Origin of the sequence: Leptolyngbya sp. FACHB-321, assembly GCF_014695975.1 — a bacterium.
In the GTDB taxonomy this organism is placed as follows: Bacteria; Cyanobacteriota; Cyanobacteriia; order Leptolyngbyales; family Leptolyngbyaceae; genus Stenomitos.
The window spans coordinates 1-16,971 of sequence record NZ_JACJPI010000068.1; the positions used below are offsets into that span (position 1 = coordinate 1).

Below are 16,971 nucleotides of genomic sequence, written 5' to 3' on the forward strand. Positions count from 1 at the left end.
CGAACTATAGAAGCACTTGACCAAGCATTAACCAGGATTATTAATGAGTGTAGTTCCAATGACAATGCTCTTGCCTGGTTTGCTCCTTGTGGTCTATTCATCTGAGAACCGCTATAAGCAACGTTTTGCTGGTTGAGGCGTCGCGTCAGAAGCTTTGACCGCTATGTTGCTCGTCGAGGTAATCGACATACCCTTAAAGAAGGCGCAAGACTTAACTCGTCCCTTTTGAAGGCAATGCAGGCAACTGAGAAAGCAAAGGCAACGCATGAGCGTCAACGACGGTATGACCTCGATTGGCTTCGAGTGCTGGCGGTGCTGCTCCTGCTGTACTTTCACACGGCGGCCATTTTCTACCAAGGCGAATTGGGTGAGTTCTATATCCAAAATGCTCAAACGAGTCTGGTGATGCATGGTTTGATCCTGTTCGTACATCAATGGCATATGCCGCTGTTGTTTCTGGTTTCTGGGGCAGGCACATGGTTTGCGCTGTCTGTGCGAACGCTAAAACAATATCTGCAAGAGCGCTGTCAGCGACTCTTAGTGCCCTTTGTGTTTGGCACACTGGTACTGATACCACCGCAGGTTTATTTACGGCTCCTGAATCGCTCTACCGCACACGCTTCCTACTTCCAGTTTTATCCCCAGTTTTTCCACGGTATTCGTCCTCATGGCAATTTTGAGTGGGGACATCTCTGGTTTCTGGTTTATCTGTTTTCGTTCTCATTGGTGACTTTGCCGCTGTTGTTTTACCTGAGAAAACCAGAGGCAAAAGTGCGCTTAGCCCTTGCTGGCTGGATTGAGAAACCGGGAGCCATTTTGCTGTTCGCCTTGCCCCTAGCAGTGCTCGAAGGGACGTTGCGACCGCACTGGCTGGGGTTCCAAAATCTCTATGACGACTGGGCAAATTTCTGTGTGTATTTGCTGTACTTTGTCTACGGTTACCTCCTTTGCTCAGACGATCGCTTCTCCCAGGCAATTGACAAGCATCTCAGTATAGCTTCAGGTTTGGCTGTCCTCTGCATGGGCATACTGCTCAGTCTTTGGCAAGCTGGGAGCATTCCTGATCGAGGCTACTCTCCCCTCTACGTGTTGTATCAATGCTTTCGAGGCTGCAATGCTTGGTTTTGGGTGGTGACACTACTGGGGCTAGGGCGTAAATACTTGCATCGCAACAGTCAGCTGCTGCAATACGCGAACGAAGCGGCTTATCCGTTTTATTTACTGCACCAAACTGTTTTAGTGCTGCTCGCCTTCTATGTCGTGCGCTGGAACTTCAGTGTGCCAACGAAGTTTTGGCTACTGAGCACCGCTTCTTTCGGTGCCACGATCGCGCTGTATGAAGGGTTGATTCGACACTTCAACATCCCGCGGTGGTTGTTCGGACTCAAGCCGCTGCGTCGTTAGGTGATTGATCTCGCTGCTGCGAGCGCTCAGGAAAGTTCACGTCCATTTTCATGCCTTTACCTGAGTCGAAGAGCAGCTTCCTTACCTTAACGAATCTGCTAGAAAGGCAGAAATCAGGCTGTTGAAGGCTGCTGCCTGCTCAAAGTGCACCCAGTGCCCACAGTGGTCAAAAAGCTGGAGACGAGCCTGCGGCAAGTGTTGCATCGCCACTTGAGCATGAGCAACAGGCAGAATGCGATCTTGTTTTCCCCAAACGACTAGTGTGGGCATTGTAATCGTGTTGAGGTGATCAACGATTGGCTGATAGACCTCAGTCCGCACACCCAGCCAACCGATAGTGGCGCGGCATTGAGCCATCAGTGCCTTTGATGCACCCGGCAAACTAAGCACATCGTAGAACGTCTCAACCCAGGCGTCGGTAATTAAGGTTTGATCCTCGACTACCTGCTTCAGCGTCAACTCGATGCTGCTGCGAGTCGGTCTATAGTATTGGTCTACCCAAGGTAGATTGGCTAACCGCAAGCCCCAGGAAATCGCTCGACCCAGCCCCAAGCTATTGATCAGCACCAACTTCTCCACTTGCTGCGGGTACGAAAGGGCGAATTGCAGCGCAATGCCGCCGCCCATCGAATTGCCGATTAAGGTGACGCGATCAAGTGCCAGCGTATCGGCAAAGGCTTTGACGAACGCAGCCAAAGCCACCAGTGAGTAGGAGCCCAGCGGTTTATCCGAGCGCCCCGAACCCACGAGATCAAGTGCATAGACTCGATGCTGTTGCGCTAGTGGTTCGACGTTGAGTGCCCAAGTTTCGATCGCGCTGCCAAGGCCGTGAATGAAGATGACCGCGCTGCCGTGAGCGCCCAAGCTCCAGTAGCGTGTCTTGACATCACCTACCCACACATACTGGTCTTGCGGTCTTTGTTGCATGCTCTCCTCCTGCAATTGAGTGGTCCAGCGCCACCTAGAGATGAATGATGGCACGATGAGCTTCAAGGCTCGGTGTGCTTTGACCCCAAACCAGCGTTTCGCTGTTGACTGACATCAGCTTGAGCGCTTGCTCCCCAAAAGGTGAGTAACTCGGCTCCTTGTGGTTCGAGTCGCAGCAGAACCATCACGTACGTTAAGCCTCGCTTGTCTTCACCCATGAAACCCTTCTGGACATAGGAGGCTGAAGCCCTGGATCGACCGTTCTAATTTCTTGTACCAATGAATCCTTAATTTAACGGATACGTCTCATATCCCTCTTCTGTCAGTCTAGTCGGACAGAAATCCACAAGCTAAGCTGCACAGCGGTTTCGGTTCTCGGATGAGTTTTGGCAGTCCTATTGAGAAAGTGAGGCTAGATAAGGCTTCTAGAATTCACTCCTACGAAAGTGACAGAAGAGGGATATCCATCACGACGACTTGTCCTGGCTTTAACTGACTCACCAAGCATTGCTGCATCCAGGTTTCAACCAAAGCCGTATCGCAGTAGCCCTTGAAGGTCAGGGGTGCCACGACCTGACGAGCGGCAATCATGCTAATGCGCTGGGTGCGGTGCCCTAGCTTCAAGGCCTTAAACCGCTCCGCTTGAGCACACCAGCCGTAAGCATAGTCTTCGGTGTCATCCACTCCGGCTTCGTCTACGTAAACCAACTGTTCTGCTGCATAGGCTTGCAATTGAGCTAAGAAGGCTTGCCGTTGTGCTTCATCGCGCTCCTGATAGCCGTAGCTCTTTTTTTGCGAGTGAAACCAATCCGCCTGAGCGCCTTGCTGAGACGGATTCCCCTATTTCACTGGGAGCGATCGCCAATCAGGTTAACTGTGCGCTGCCGCATGGTTGTATTGCACAGCTTGCAAAGCAGCGCGTTCACAGCAGTTTCGCCTTCAACAGCTGTGTAAAGGTCTTCCGGGCACCCAGTCGCTTCAAACCTTCTTCGCTCCAGCCTCACCACAACTGCTTTTGCCGTTACGGTAGGTAAAACCCATAGCCACGTTTTTTGCCGCAAGGAATGCCCGTTTCCTGACTTGACTCGCACTAAGCTCGAGGAATGGACTCCCGAGTCCAAGTAAGATATTCAATAACCGCTGACCCTCATGTGCTTAACCGCCGTGGGAGTCAGCCTTCCTGACCCCAAACTGATCGCTATGCAAAAGCCCATGCATATACAGGGGCTTTTGCATTACTTAGGGCAGTTCGCTTACTTCGACGCTTAGTAGGAAGCGCTCCGACTGACCACGGCGTAGTAAATGAATAGTGTAACAATCGCACCCAGCACGGCGACTAAGATGCCGCCTAAGCTTAGTCTGGCTGAGATCAACGCTAGGGTACCCGTGGTCAAAAAGCTGAAGAGGCTACCACCGACAAAAGCGCCGACGATACCTAGGATCATGGTGCCCAGGATGCCGCCACCTTGGTGACTAGGAAAAAGCGCTTTGGCAATCACGCTTGCAATCAAACCTAAAACGATCCAAGCCAAGATATTTATGATGTCAACTCCGGTTAAATGGTCGCTTGAAAAGCCAGAACGCTAACGTGAAAAGCCAGAAAACTAACGTATTTGAAGGCTTTGAGCGTGCCATCTCTCCCAGAAGGTCACCTCAATATGGCGATCTCACAAAGTACAAATGATTTAATCAGCAATCACAGCTGTGAATGAGCAAAAAATATGGCACAATTCGTAAATCGATGACGCAATCAGTCAACGCAACTCTAAATAAGCATTCCAGCTTCTAACAGCCTGGGATGAACTGTGTCCAAGCAGCAGTGACTAGAAGTAGGCTAGAAGCTTGAAACATTTGTGGACTCTAGCTTCGGAAGACTGTGCCACTCATTTGCAAATTGTGCCATATTTTTTGCTCATTCACAGTTTGCTAAACAGATGGATGAACAATTGTGGTTCGACTCCACTGCTCTCCGCCTTTGAGAACGTGGTGTCACTGGATTGCCTCTCAGCTTACGAACCTGAGGGTTGAGAGTTCAAGTCCCTCCGTTCTCGCCACTTGTGGAGGATACCGCTAAATGGTCGGCAACTAGTCTTGAAAACTAGGGTAGTCCTTGGGCTAGAGGTTCGAGTCCTCTATCCTCCGCCTGCGTGGGAAGTTGGTGAGGCTGGTGCTCACATGCCGCTGAACGCCATCGAAATGAGTGACCTCCCATTGCTTTATGCGTCCCCCTCTCGCCAGACGCATAAAGCAACATTCGTATCACCAACAACGAGCAGAAGGCAATGAACTCGCGTTTCTTTAAATCACCGTCGAAGATGATTTCATCCTACTGTTCCGCATGACCTAGGTCGCACAGGAGAAACCTGTCGCATCTCACCGTTTTGCAAGTCGTTGACGTTGGTGGCGATCGCGCTATTGACGCATACCATGCGCCGTCTTATAGCTGCGACAAAATAAATTGGTGACCACTAAATGTCAATCTAAGCGAAGAGAAATTGTTATATCTAAACAAGCTCAAACTCAACGGTAAAGATAACTTTTGCAAAAGGCATTGCTGGTGCTGCCATAAAAGCTCCTGAACTTCGGCAACCTTAGCTGTTTTACCTCGGTATTCCAGGTCTCGCGTTGCACAAGCATCATCAATGACAATGCACTGAAACCCAAAGTTAAAGGCAGTGCGGGTGTAGCATCAATGCACATATAGCTCATCGCACCACAAATGACCACTTCTTCAAATTCAATCTCTTTGAGGTGCTGTAGTAAATGAGTATCTCTAAAACTGTTGGGAAAATGTTTCACAATAGTAGTCTCGACTGGTTGAGGAGCTACACTTTCGTGAATCTCAGATCCTCGTGTATCGGGCAAAAAATGTTGCTCCTGGTTGCTTTGAGCTGTGTTGGACATGAACGATCGGAGATTGCTTGTCTCGAAACTTCTGTAGAAGCTTCTGAGCGTTTCTTGAAGCTTGTTCTACACCAACAAGTTCAAAATTTCCATCAGAGAAATAATCATTTTGAATGTCAACGAGAATCAAGCCCTGTTTCACATCAGTTCCTTTCATCAGACCGTCCTTTGTTGCTGTTTGTGTTTGTACTTCTAGCAAAGATGGCTCACTGCTTTGTCTAGCTGTTGCTTCAATAGCCTGAGTATGAGCGAGACATCCAGATATTTCAAGTACGTACAATATGATTGGGAACTATCAAAAAGTATCGTTGAGGACTCAAAGCCACAGAAACAATACATGTGTCCGGTAGAAGCCCTTGTCAATATCATTGGGGGCAAGTGGAAGCTGCCAATTCTCACGCTCTTGTTTCAAGAAACCAAACGCTATGGAGAACTGAGACAGCCTCTTCCTGGAGTGACTGAGCGGATGGTGACCATGCAGTTACGAGAACTAGAACGCTCTGGTATCGTTCAGCGGAAGGTGTATGCCGAAGTTCCTCTAAAAGTAGAATATTCTCTAACTGCTCTGGGACACAGCTTAGAGCCTGTTCTACAGGTCATGTTGAGTTGGAGCGAGAGGTTATTCATAAAACTAAGACAGGCCTGGGAAAGAGGTATGTCTACTTCTCCGACGCACAGCAGGGAGCAATTGGTGCGGCTGCGGCTGCTTCCAAATCAACCTGACGGAGTAGGTCAGACCAGGCGCGAACGATCGCAGAATCGATGGATTGCTTCCCTTGCACTTGCAGCCCCAATGTAGTCAGCGCGTCATACCAGATGCCGTTGCTGGCGTAAGCGGTGGCGCGATCGAGCGGCGTTTTGACTGTTGCGAGTTGGCGCTGTAGCTTGGCGGAGGGTGTGATGCGCTGAATGCCACCGCTGAAAATGATGGGAGCGTCAATGCTTGAGTCAGCCTGAGTGTTGCTGTTGCCTGAGTTGCAAAAGAGCCTAATTTCCCACCGATACGGTGTATTGGCTTGCAGCGGGGAAGCACTAGCGGGAATGGGTAGGCTCAGGACGGCTGGTGGCGTATTGGGGGGAATTTGAAATGTCAGACGGCGGCTGGTTTTGTCAGTTCTATCTTGTAAGGCCAGGACAACTAGGGCACCGTCTTTAATGCCTTCAGGGGTATGGAGCCAGAACGTTGGACGATCGGCAGTAGTTAGTCCCCAGCGAACATTTTTGCTGCCAGCAGCGAGTGGTACCAGTGGGATCGGCTGTTCTTCAGCACGATCAGTATTACAGCCTCGGCCCGCACCACCTTGACTGCGCCCACTGCCCGGATCTCTGACAATGGGCGGTGGCGGCAGGGCAGCAGGGGGTTCAAACTGAATGGCGACTGAGGCTGGAGCGGCGATCGCGTTGGTCTGTGATCGCGTCATTTGAGCGGGACTGAGGGCAACGACTAAGGCCAGGGTCGATGCTGCCCCAACGGTTGCATAGCTTCGGTGCATGTTAATCATGGGATAGTTCTGGTTTCACTAAAGTAGCCGTTAAGAGCGCCACAGCGGTGCTAGTCATCAACAGGGCAATGATGGGTGGAGCGAGGGGAATCCATCCACCTTGAATCAAACATATCTGACACAGAACAATGAGAATGCCGATCGCCATCCCAACGGTAAGGATCAAAAACTCCAGCCGTCGAAATTGCCAGGCAAGCGCGCTACCCATCAGTGCCCAGCCCGCAAGCCAGATTGTTTCAACCCAGGTAGACCAGACCCATAGCAACGGACGTTGATCGAGTACGGCGCTAAGGATCTGACTGATCATTTGGGCGTGAATCAGCACTCCGGGGACGCGATCAGTATCGGCTTTACCAAACGGCGTTGTCCAATAGTCGCCGCTGCTGTGGGGGGCAGCAATCCCAATCAACACAATCCGACCGTTAATCGCGTTGGGATTGATCTGGTTTGTGAGTACCTGCGCCAGAGTCGCCTGTTGAACAATCTCACGGGGAGAGGGCGCGGCGCGATAGTTGAGCAAAACCTGCCCACTGTTGGCAACGAGCGCTTGATAGGCACCCGTGCGGCTTTGCAGTTGTCGAAAAACGGTGTTGCCAAACTGCAAATCGTTTTGAGGCGTTACCTTGGCTTGAATGCCCTGCGCTTCCAGATAGTGGTTAGCGAGTTGCACGCTGAAGGCATAAGCAGCGGTACAGCGCGAACTTGGGTTGGAGGGTAGGACGAGCAAGTGGCGACGCACCACTCCATCGGCATCGCGCACAAAATCGCTGAAACCCAGGTGGCTCTCTGGCACTTCGGGAGGCGGTAGAACGCCGATCGGGTCACTTTTGGCAGCAGGACGTTTGCACACCGCGAACAGGTGGTTCTGTTTCAGCCGGGTGGCGAGTTCGGGTACATCGGTGGGCGCATCGCGGTAGAGATCGAGTCCGATCGCGGCAGGCTGGTGTTGTTCCAGTTTCTTCAGCAATTGGTTTAAGGTGCGATCGGAGATGGAGCCGCGACGCATCTTTTCACCTTCTGCCTGAATATCTTGTTCTGTGATGGTGATAGCTAGAAGTCGGACATCGGGCGGTTCAGCAGGACGCGACTGCATCAGGCGATCGAAGCTCCATAGTTCTAGCGGCTGCAACCAGCCCAGCAACCGTGCTCCAGCAACCAGACCCGTTACCACCAGGCTGCTGAGTAGAACTGTGCGTAACTCTTGACGAGTAGGCAAGCGCAGGGGAGACGATCGCGCGCCGCACCAGTCTTGCCAGGTCGGTGGCACCTCAGCAGGATTCTGGCAAATAACAGGGAGCCAGGTGGCACAGGGAAAGTCGGTTTCTAAGGCTTGCAGTTTTTCTCGTGCTTCACGCATAGCGGTATACAGCGATGCTCCGCCCGCAAAAGCAGTGAGAAAATGCTTCAGAAACTCCTGCGCCACGCGATCGGGTACGGGTTCACGCATCACGATGACCTGGGGCAAATGCAGATCTGCCAGATCTCGCGCCAGTCCTAACCCATCACAAGAGTTAAAGATTGCCAACTTCAACCCGTGAGCGATCGCTGTTCGCAGGGCAAACTTTAACTGACCGATCGTCAAACTCTCCGTTGCATTCACAGCAATGCTTCCCGCTCCCTGTTGTTGCCTGTTTCCCTGGCTCGAACTATGTCCGGCAAAAAACAGTATGTCCCAACCTGGTTCCCAAAGCTGTTCATTGAGTACGCTGGCGTTTGGCTCCACCAAAAACTTGATTTCGGCATTGGGCAATTGTTGCAACACCTGTCGATCTCTAGCAATGTCAATGCCCTCGTGGTTGCCTAAAATCGCCAAAATCCTGACCTTAAAGCGGGGTTTTGTCGCTACCGCTTTTGTCGAGCGGAGGTACTCTGGAACACTCAACGCTATTTCTGCATTGGGGTAATCATCCAGAAACGACCAGAGGCACCAGGGCAAGCGTAACAGGGTTGCGTCGTCGGCAACGATAATGAACCGGATGTGATCGGCAGGTTTAAGCTGCGTTCGTAACTGGCGATCGATGTGCCGAAACGTTTCCATGTTCAGCCATTGATTGAGGGCAGTCTGCAAGTCCTCGCAAAGCTGATGGAATTCGGTTTGAGAAATATGAGTCAGGTCATCTTCATCGACTTCAAAAGTCAGAGATCGGGTGCTAGAACGCCATCCTTTACTGGCATATAGCGCTTCATACAGGGTCTGCCAGCGTTGGTACAGTGCTTCTAGCTCCGGTGCAGCAGGCAAGCTTCCCGTGAACTGCATTGGGTTGGGACTGTCTTCATCCCACAGTTGAGCAATCACAGTGGGTAAGCCTTGTTGCCAGTCTCCGTTTCCCAAATTTAGAACAACGAGGTAGCGCATGGGGACAGGCAGGAGTGGGGAATGGGGAATAAAATTCAGTTGAATCGTTGCTATGGATGGATCTGATACCCGTTTCTAAACAATAAAGTCTTCAGCAATTACCGTGTTGTCGATCGCCACTTGTAACCTGAACTGAGTCTCAGGTGGACACTTGAATCGTTTTAACTGAATCAGATTGTCTCGATCGCGGGCTTGAACGGCTTGAATCGTTTCGCCAGTCGCAGATAGTAGGGTTAGGCTTAGCGTTTCGGGTAGGCAGACAGAGGGATCGAGCGGGCGAAGTTGAGATCGAATGCTTACTCGACCATCCGCTTCTGGTTCCACGACAATTAGCAACAGGGTGTCCTGGTCAGGAAGCCGCAACCGCTTTGCTCTACGGATGGATCGCTGCGTGCGGTCGTCCTTGCGGACGTTGAAGGCCTCGGTTACCATACCCAATTCTTCCAGTGTTTGCCAGCTTTCGTCAAAACGGTTTTGCAACCACTGACTAAAGTTTGCAAGGGTGCGAGTGATGGTGGCTGAAGACAGTTCGCCGCGACGCGATCGACCTAGCCGTTGTTGCCAATCATCCTTTGCGATCAAAGCAGCCCAAAGGTGAAAGGGAATTTCTAAGCGGGGTTGCAGCACAGCCGGATTTGACAGGCGTTGCAGCAGGTTTTCTGCCTGAGCAGCGGGCAACGGGGACAGGGGCGCAATTTCTGTCCTGGTCAGTTCGTTCGGAAACTGACGCACAACCCACAAGACGCTCAGATCTTGCACCAAATCATAGGCATCCAGAACATAGACGCGCTGGTCTGCATCATACGTGCCGAGAGTTTTGAGCTGTGCATGGGTGGTGTATGCCCAAAGGCAAAGGCACAAATCGTCCGGGTCTACCTGCACTGCCAGATAATAGTCGCCTGCCCAGGCAGGAAGATCGATCCACTCCTGTGGCACCTGGAGTTCGCTGGTGTCAATGGTTTTATCTGGAATGAGAATAAGCCGCTGGTCGCCGAGGTCGATCGCGGTGCCTCTCACCAGTTCTCCTAAAAGCGGTACGGCACCCGACCAGGCAGAAGCTTCTGGGGTGTGTTCTGCTTGCAGCCACGGCAAAACCGTGTTCAGGCAGACTTGATTTAAGTAGGTGTTCCATTGGGTTAAGGGATTTGAAGCAGCTTGGCTGTGCTGCCAGGACTCTTGGTGAATCGCTAGCGGAATCTCCAGCCTCAACTCAGTTAAGGTATCGGGAAAGAAGCTCATAGGTATTCCTGGGAGAAGTCGCGATCGGGCGAGGTTTTGCCTACAGGGGAATCATGCACCTGGTAATGAATCTGCAACCACTCCTCTAAAATGGCGCTCATAGACTTAACCACGGCGGAGGTTGGTGAAATATGCAGCGTTTCCTGGCTCCAGTGAGTCAAGGCGAAGAGTAGCGTTTCCCGCGCTTTGGTGAGTTTACGGGAGATGGTGTATTGCTGCACGGCGAACTGTTGAGCAATTTGCTGCTGAGTCAGTCCGGCTTGATAGTAGTGTTGCAGTAGCTCCTGCATAGTAGGATCGAGCTTCGCTAGAGATTCCTGAAGCACAGCGTTGATTTGATGTTGCTGGGCCTGACGAGCCTGCGTCTCTTCAGCATTGATTAGATCTGCCAACAACGAATCACGATCGTTCGTAGGTACATCATCCTGAAGTTCACCTGCATCCTGCCCTGGCTTGGGTGCGTTCAGAGACGTAACACGAGGGTACAGATATGCCCGCACTCGGCTCACACAAGACATTAGCCAACGCTCTAAAGTCTCAGGGGTACAGTCCGAACCCGGTGCCGTAAGCTGCTGGCGTTGTTGGTTGTAACGATCGGCGATCGCGTCCCAGGTTTGGCGATCAGGTGCAGCAAGCTGGCGCAGTCCCGGTGCTTTTCGAGGCAGATAAACGGCTTCAAAACACGTCCACGCCAACAGATAGCGATCGATGTCATCACTTCCCAGGCCAGCATTTTGCAGCGCTTCTGTCAGTTGTTTTCGGCTCAGCTTCAGTAGCAAGCCCCAATCGTTGCAGCGGTCTGCCTCCCGACGACGGCGCAAATCATCCCGAATTGTGTTGCTGAACGCTTGACTGGCGTAAGTTTTGAGGCTGGGCAGTTGGTCAGAATCGAACGCGTTGAGAATTTTGGGCACTGCCACGATCGCGACTTGGAAGCAGTCTGACAACCGCTGCTGGGACTGGTGCAACTGAGCCACTATCCTTTGTGCGCTCCAGTAGCAGGACTCTTGCAGGTAGGCGGAGAGGTGGCCAAGGGAAGGGGGTGAGGGGTGAGGAGTGAGGAGGGAAGGGTGTAGGGTATGGGGTGTAGGGTGTGGGGTGAATGTCCCCGCGTCTCTGTTTCTCCGTGTCCCCGCGTCCCCGGATCTCTGCGTCCCCGTATCTCTCTGTCTCCGTGTCTCCGTGTCCTCCCCTGCTTCTTGACGCCAGCGTTTGTGCCAATACGTGACCCAAACCTGCTCAGAGGCAGTTGCTTCATCAGGCTGCTCCAGGCGAGACTGCATACTGCGGCGTAAGCGAGCATCGGTCGCCCAGCCACGAAATGTATCTTCCTCAAATTGCAGGAAGGTGGTAAAGATCTCGAGAAGGGTTTGACGCGATCGCATAGGACAGGATGGGGAGAGGAGGCAGGGGAGTCGGCGGAGGTAGGGGAAGCGAGGGAGGCAGAGAGCGCAGGGGAAGCAAGGAAGGCAGGGGAAGCAGGAAAGTTTTGAGTTTTGCTTCCTACTCACCACTCCTCAAATCCTGGCTCCCAATCTTCTACCTTTTACCAGGGATTGCCAATCAACGTAAACGCTGCCCAATAATAGGGGTGGTCTAGGTTCGCTCCTGCAACTGTTACGTCTGGTGGTGGGGAACCAGCATCTCCAGTTCGCAGTGCCAGATTTTGATTCAAATTTGCCTGTTTTTTGAGCAAAGCAAGTTGCGCCTGCCGTAACGCCTCTGCTTTGATGGGTGCGGTTTTGAGATGACGGTAGAGTTCGGTCATCAGTACCAGAGTGCCTGCGTCGCTGACCGACCAGAGGCTGGCGATCGCCGCTCTGCTGCCCGACTGCACTGCAAGGCCAGCAAACCCCAGTTCGGCTTCAGGATTGCCCAACGCTGTCTGGCAGGCACTCAGTACCAGCAACTGCACGATTGGAATCCGCAATTCCAGATCTCTAAATTGAGTGAGATGCAGCCGCTGCCTCCAAAACTGAATGTAGGACTGATTCGCCGCTCCGGGCAAAAATTCGGCGTGGGTTGCTAGATGCACAATGCCATACGATGTTGCGGCACGTTGAGCTTTCAGGTTAGCAACGGTGAAGTCCTGATTCAGCAGCGATGTGCCCTGCCAGAGGGTGCGAGTAATTGCCGTTAGCTCAACTGGAACTGCTGGAAGCGGTGAATGATCCTGAAATTCGGACGCTCCCATTGCTAAGACTTTCGCTCCCTGGAGGCTTGCGGGATGTCGATCGACCAGGTTGAAGGCCGGAATCAGCCCCAAACTGTATTTCTCAACCAAGAACTGTTGTCCATCGTGGAGTGCTGCCATTGGCAAACTGCGTAACCCCGTTCCCAGGCAGAGGATGAGCGTATCGACTCTTTGTGCCTTTAACGCTGGCTCTAGTGGTGTAATCAGCCACTCATGCAACTGCTTTGCTGCGGGTAGATAGTCGTTTGGTTGGGATGCCGCATTCACTACTTCGGTTCTGAAAGTTTTGGCAACGCGAAGCAATTCCTCTCGATTTGCTGCTGCAATGCGGTGATGCACTGGTTTGGTTCCAGGCGTTACCAAAATTAGCTCCAGATGATTGGGTGTGGGAATGGCATAGATCAGGGCTGTTTTCTTGCCAGTAGAGCGGTGCAGTCTGTCGAGCGATCGCACGATCTGCTCAGGTTCCAAATACTGCAGCGTAAACTTTCCCCCGTAATATTGCTCAAACTGGTACTTCCACCCCAATTCCACCTGGCGAATCGCTCCTGAAACGTCGTTCTGATCAAGCATCTGTATCAGTTGATTAACATCCAGGCGTGATGCGGCAGACATTGCAGGTGCTGGTGTTGCACCGGAAGCAGCAGGCAAAGCAGATGGGGCAGGCATTTGGGCGATCGCCGCTCGGTCGATCGAAACGATTGCTCCTCCCGACGCAGCACCCACTACCAGTGAGATCAATAAAGACAGCCTCAAAAGATTCATGGCGTTTAATCTTGAACTCAGTTAAACAAGGGCGATCGCTCACACGCGTCCACTTCTCACATTAGAAGATTCTGCTGCATTAGAAAAACTATTCTGCTGTATCAGAAAGATTGCAAAGGGGTTTCTGAAAGAACCCATCACAAAAGCATTTCCATGTCTTGCTAGTGAGGCAATTGGGTCTTTCTCTTAAAGAAAGAATGTTGATGGAAGACAGCAATGAGGTGATGAGCATTTCTCTTCATACGCTTGTCATCCTGTCTTCGGATATAGATTCAGCACGCATTGGCTAATCCCGGATATTTCTCACCCTTCTACTCTCTCGTCATCCTGCTTTTTCTAGCACAACCAGTAATGGCGAACCATTTCAACAAATTTGGTTGCCCTTTGCATAAGGCGCAAAACTCCAACGTGTAATTGTGAGTTGGTCAATCATCTGGCGCGATGAGCCGATGAGCAAACCAATGGCACCAATCATTCATGCCGTTCAGCGAAACGTTTTACCGCTCAGCAACCCACATTTTCTCAGCTTTCCTGTCAATCAATTCTCACAACTTACAAGCTTACTCACAGAATTAAGGAGAAACGATCATGGCGATTTCTGCCATCTTTTCAGCAGCGCAGGGTATCTTAAGCATTTTTGGTGATTCACTGGATAACACTGTTACCGTCAGCCGCGATGCTGCTGGCACCATTCTGATTAACGGCGGTGCTGTAACGATTTTTGGCGGTACTCCGACGGTTGCTAACACCACTTTGCTACAGGGGTTTGGTCTGGCAGGCAACGACCAGCTCATACTTAACGAAGCTAATGGCGCTCTACCTAAAGTTAATTTGTTTGGCGCTATTGATAATGATGTGTTGGCGGGTAGTTCTGGAGCTGATCAACTTTTTGGAGAAGACGGTAATGATACGCTTCTCGGTCAGGGTGGAAATGATTTGCTGTTTGGTGGTGATGGAAACGACGTTCTGACAGGTGGCGATGCTGATGACCAGATGTTTGGTCAGGCGGGCAACGATCGTCTGATCTGGGATCCCGGTGATGACACTGATCTCTTTGAAGGCGGTGATGGCATTGATACTGCTGAGGTGAATGGGGGTAACGGCGCTGAAGCTTTTACCGTAAATGCAAATGGCACACGAGTGCGCTTTGATCGTGTCAATCCCGCACCCTTCAGCATCGACATCGGCACGACAGAAAGCTTAGTGATTAATGCCAATGGCGGCGATGACACCATCACCGCCGGAAATGGACTTGCCGCTTTAATCTCGATCGTGGCTGACGGTGGCGCAGGCAACGACACCATTCTGAGCGGCGATGGTGCGGACGTGTTATTCGGTGGCGATGGCAACGACATCATTGATGGTAATCGAGGAAATGACGTTGGTTTTTTGGGCGCAGGCGACGATGTGTTCATTTGGGACCCCGGTGATGGCAACGATGTCGTTGAAGGTCAGGCCGGTCTCGACACGATGCAGCTTAATGGCAACGCTGCCAACGAAAACATTGATATTTCTGCCAATGGTGGGCGTGTTCGCTTCTTCCGGGATATAGCCGCGGTAGTGATGGATCTAGATGACGTCGAGCGCATCAACTTTGAAGCGTTGGGTGGTACAGACAACATCATCGTCAACGACCTCAGTGGTACAGATACGCAGCAGATCAACCTCAATTTGGCAGGAGTGCTGGGCGGTGCTGCTGGCGATGCTCAGGTAGATACTGTGGTTCTCAATGGCACGAATGGCGCAAATGCGATCGACGTACTGGGACAAAACGGCAATATCAACGTGAGTGGTCTCCCTGCGCTTGTCAGCCTTCAGAAAGTGGAGGGGATCGATCACCTCGTGATCAATGGCAATGGCGGCAACGATACCATTTCTGCTGCCACTCTCGTTACTCCAGTCAATCTCACCATTGATGGGGGTGCTGGGAATGACATCCTCATCGGCAGCAACCTTGCAGATGTCTTCCTGGGTGGTGATGGTAATGACTTTGTGGATGGGCGTAGGGGGGATGACGTTGCTTTCCTGGGTACTGGGAATGATGTTTTCCTGTGGAATCCTGGTGATGGCAATGACACGATCGAGGGTCAAGCTGGCATCGATGAAATGCTGTTCAATGGTAATGGTGCCAATGAAACCATCGATATTTCTGCCAATGGTGGACGTGCCCGCTTCTTCCGAGATGTGGCGAATGTGGTGATGGATACGAATGATGTGGAACGCATCACTTTCAATGCCTTTGATGGACGCGATACCATCAATATCAATGACCTTAGTGGCATCGATGTTAACCTGATTCGGTTTGATGTGAGTGGTGGTCCTAACGTGCCATTTGAAACCAGTTCTGATCAAGTTACCGTCAACAGTACGGTTGGAAACGATACCATCGCGATCGCAACTGTAAATGGTGAAATAGTCATCTCAGGACTGTCCGCCCAGGTGCAAATTGCAGGAATACGTGCTGGATTCGACAACTTGACCATTAATGGCTTGGCGGGTAACGACGTGATTGATGCCAGCAAATTGGCTGCCAACTTGTTCCAGCAACGCTTTCCTGATGGTAGGCTCACGCTCGATGGTGGGGATGGCACCGATCTATTTGTCGGTAGCGCTGGAGAAGATGTTTTTCTGGGCGGCAGGGGCAATGATGTGGCGCTGATGGGTGCTGGAGACGATTTGTTTGTCTGGAATCCTGGTGACGACAACGACGTTCTTGAAGGACAGGCAGGCTTCGACACAATGTTTTTCAACGGTGCCAATGTTAATGAGAACATTGATATTGCTGCTAATGGCTCTCGCATCCGTTTTTTCCGTGACGTTGCCAATGTCACAATGGATCTGAATAATGTTGAAAACACTCTTTTTAAAGCATTGGGTGGAGCAGACAACATTGTTGTTAATGACCTTAGCGGTACTGATGCTAAGCAGGTCAACATTGATTTAGCGGGCTTAATCAACGGTGAAACGGGCGATGGTCAAACCGATACAATCACCATTCAAGGTACCAACGCACAAGACCTTATTCTGATTAGCAGTGTAGGCAGTTTTGTGAATGTGACTGGATTATCGGCTGTCACGAGAATCCGTCAGGCTGATAATGATGTTCTAGTGATTAACGGCAATGCGGGTGATGACGCGATCGATGCTAGCAGTTTAACCACCACAACCCTGCGGTTGACACTTAACGGTGATAACGGCAACGACACTATCTGGGGCGCAGCGGGTAACGACAGTGTCAACGGTGGTGCTGGTCATGATCTTCTGATTGGGGGGTTGGGCACCGATACCTTAAGCGGGGGGAATGGCACCGATCGCTATCGCTTCAACAACCTCAGCGAAGGCGGTGATATCCTTGCGGACTTTGAAGCGAATGACTTCATTCAACTCAGAGCCAGCAACTTTGGCGGTGGTTTGGTCGCGGGTCAGACAATCTCCAACGACCAGTTCCGAGTGGGTGATGCGGCTCAAGATGCTAACGATCGCCTCATCTTCAATGGCAGCACCCGTAGCCTATACTTTGATGCTGATGGCCTTGGCGGGGCAGGACAGACATTAGTTGCTACTCTGTCAGCCAATGTCCCAACAAATAGCGGCGTAAGCGCTACCAACATTCAGGTGATTTGAGCAGATCGTGGTTACGATTCTAGCGATCGCTCCCTGATCCCTCTCAATCCTCACAT

At 51.5% G+C, this 16,971-nt stretch carries 12 protein-coding genes, 2 tRNA genes and 2 pseudogenes; 5 read left to right on the forward strand and 11 right to left on the reverse strand.

The annotated features are described in order from the left end of the window. The first annotated feature begins 132 nt into the window (after positions 1-132). Entirely contained in the window at positions 133-1,404 is a 1,272-nt protein-coding gene (locus H6F76_RS18675) for an acyltransferase (protein WP_190510572.1), read from the forward strand. Positions 1,405-1,485: 81 nt separating this feature from the next. Here the strand turns inward: H6F76_RS18675 and H6F76_RS18680 are convergent, their stop codons facing one another. The 5 genes from H6F76_RS18680 to H6F76_RS18700 form a co-directional block, all read right to left on the reverse strand. Next, the gene (locus H6F76_RS18680; RefSeq protein WP_190510573.1) at positions 1,486-2,331 is read right to left on the reverse strand and encodes an alpha/beta fold hydrolase; all 846 of its coding nucleotides are present in this window, start codon (positions 2,329-2,331) and stop codon (positions 1,486-1,488) included. A 62-nt stretch (positions 2,332-2,393) separates the two neighbouring features. Further along, positions 2,394-2,549: a hypothetical protein gene (locus tag H6F76_RS18685; RefSeq protein WP_190510574.1), complete on the reverse strand. Its 156-nt coding sequence runs from the start codon at positions 2,547-2,549 to the stop codon at positions 2,394-2,396. A 220-nt stretch (positions 2,550-2,769) separates the two neighbouring features. Next, entirely contained in the window at positions 2,770-3,039 is a 270-nt protein-coding gene (locus H6F76_RS18690; RefSeq protein ID WP_190510575.1) for a transposase, read from the reverse strand. 137 nt (positions 3,040-3,176) lie between these two features. After that, on the reverse strand, positions 3,177-3,392 hold the full coding sequence (locus H6F76_RS18695) for a hypothetical protein (RefSeq protein WP_190510576.1): 216 nt from the start codon (positions 3,390-3,392) through the stop codon (positions 3,177-3,179). Positions 3,393-3,596: 204 nt separating this feature from the next. Next, entirely contained in the window at positions 3,597-3,872 is a 276-nt protein-coding gene (locus tag H6F76_RS18700) for a GlsB/YeaQ/YmgE family stress response membrane protein (protein ID WP_190510605.1), read from the reverse strand. A 436-nt stretch (positions 3,873-4,308) separates the two neighbouring features. On the opposite strand from H6F76_RS18700, the gene H6F76_RS18705 reads away from it, so the two are divergent. Then, positions 4,309-4,385: transfer RNA gene (locus H6F76_RS18705), tRNA-Arg, on the forward strand. A 5-nt stretch (positions 4,386-4,390) separates the two neighbouring features. Further along, a tRNA-Ser gene (locus H6F76_RS18710) sits at positions 4,391-4,473 on the forward strand. A 378-nt stretch (positions 4,474-4,851) separates the two neighbouring features. On the opposite strand, the pseudogene H6F76_RS18715 reads toward H6F76_RS18710, so the two are convergent. Then, positions 4,852-5,392: pseudogene (locus tag H6F76_RS18715) on the reverse strand (isochorismatase family protein). Between the two features lie 180 nt (positions 5,393-5,572). On the opposite strand from H6F76_RS18715, the pseudogene H6F76_RS30585 reads away from it, so the two are divergent. Beyond that, a pseudogene (locus H6F76_RS30585) lies at positions 5,573-5,848 on the forward strand (helix-turn-helix domain-containing protein); the annotation flags it as partial. Positions 5,849-5,894: 46 nt separating this feature from the next. Here H6F76_RS30585 and H6F76_RS30590 read toward each other — a convergent pair. The 5 genes from H6F76_RS30590 to H6F76_RS18740 form a co-directional block, all read right to left on the reverse strand. Next, the gene (locus H6F76_RS30590) at positions 5,895-6,728 is read right to left on the reverse strand and encodes a DUF928 domain-containing protein (protein ID WP_242036740.1); all 834 of its coding nucleotides are present in this window, start codon (positions 6,726-6,728) and stop codon (positions 5,895-5,897) included. 1 nt (position 6,729) lies between these two features. Next, entirely contained in the window at positions 6,730-9,093 is a 2,364-nt protein-coding gene (locus H6F76_RS18725; RefSeq protein ID WP_190510578.1) for a CHASE2 domain-containing protein, read from the reverse strand. A gap of 75 nt (positions 9,094-9,168) precedes the next feature. Further along, positions 9,169-10,332 (reverse strand): DUF1822 family protein, encoded by a 1,164-nt coding sequence (locus H6F76_RS18730; protein WP_190510579.1) that lies wholly within the window; start codon positions 10,330-10,332, stop codon positions 9,169-9,171. Beyond that, a complete protein-coding gene (locus H6F76_RS18735) occupies positions 10,329-11,717 on the reverse strand; it encodes a sigma-70 family RNA polymerase sigma factor (protein WP_190510580.1) in 1,389 nt (462 codons plus the stop codon). Before H6F76_RS18735 ends, H6F76_RS18730 begins: the two co-directional genes overlap by 4 nt. 161 nt (positions 11,718-11,878) lie before the next feature. Next, a complete protein-coding gene (locus H6F76_RS18740; RefSeq protein ID WP_190510581.1) occupies positions 11,879-13,291 on the reverse strand; it encodes a CHAT domain-containing protein in 1,413 nt (470 codons plus the stop codon). Positions 13,292-13,879: 588 nt separating this feature from the next. Between H6F76_RS18740 and H6F76_RS18745 the strand changes: the two genes are divergently transcribed. After that, on the forward strand, positions 13,880-16,915 hold the full coding sequence (locus H6F76_RS18745; protein ID WP_190510582.1) for a calcium-binding protein: 3,036 nt from the start codon (positions 13,880-13,882) through the stop codon (positions 16,913-16,915). Positions 16,916-16,971 lie beyond the last annotated feature (56 nt).

Bases quoted from the DNA above. Each gene is read 5' to 3' on its own strand.
- H6F76_RS18680 (WP_190510573.1), bottom strand. From the start codon at position 2,331: ATGCAACAAAGACCGCAAGACCAGTATGTGTGGGTAGGTGATGTCAAG.
- H6F76_RS18685 (WP_190510574.1), bottom strand. From the start codon at position 2,549: ATGGGTGAAGACAAGCGAGGCTTAACGTACGTGATGGTTCTGCTGCGA.
- H6F76_RS30590 (WP_242036740.1), bottom strand. From the start codon at position 6,728: ATGCACCGAAGCTATGCAACCGTTGGGGCAGCATCGACCCTGGCCTTA.
- H6F76_RS18725 (WP_190510578.1), bottom strand. From the start codon at position 9,093: ATGCGCTACCTCGTTGTTCTAAATTTGGGAAACGGAGACTGGCAACAA.
- H6F76_RS18730 (WP_190510579.1), bottom strand. From the start codon at position 10,332: ATGAGCTTCTTTCCCGATACCTTAACTGAGTTGAGGCTGGAGATTCCG.
- H6F76_RS18735 (WP_190510580.1), bottom strand. From the start codon at position 11,717: ATGCGATCGCGTCAAACCCTTCTCGAGATCTTTACCACCTTCCTGCAA.
- H6F76_RS18740 (WP_190510581.1), bottom strand. From the start codon at position 13,291: ATGAATCTTTTGAGGCTGTCTTTATTGATCTCACTGGTAGTGGGTGCT.
- H6F76_RS18745 (WP_190510582.1), top strand. From the start codon at position 13,880: ATGGCGATTTCTGCCATCTTTTCAGCAGCGCAGGGTATCTTAAGCATT.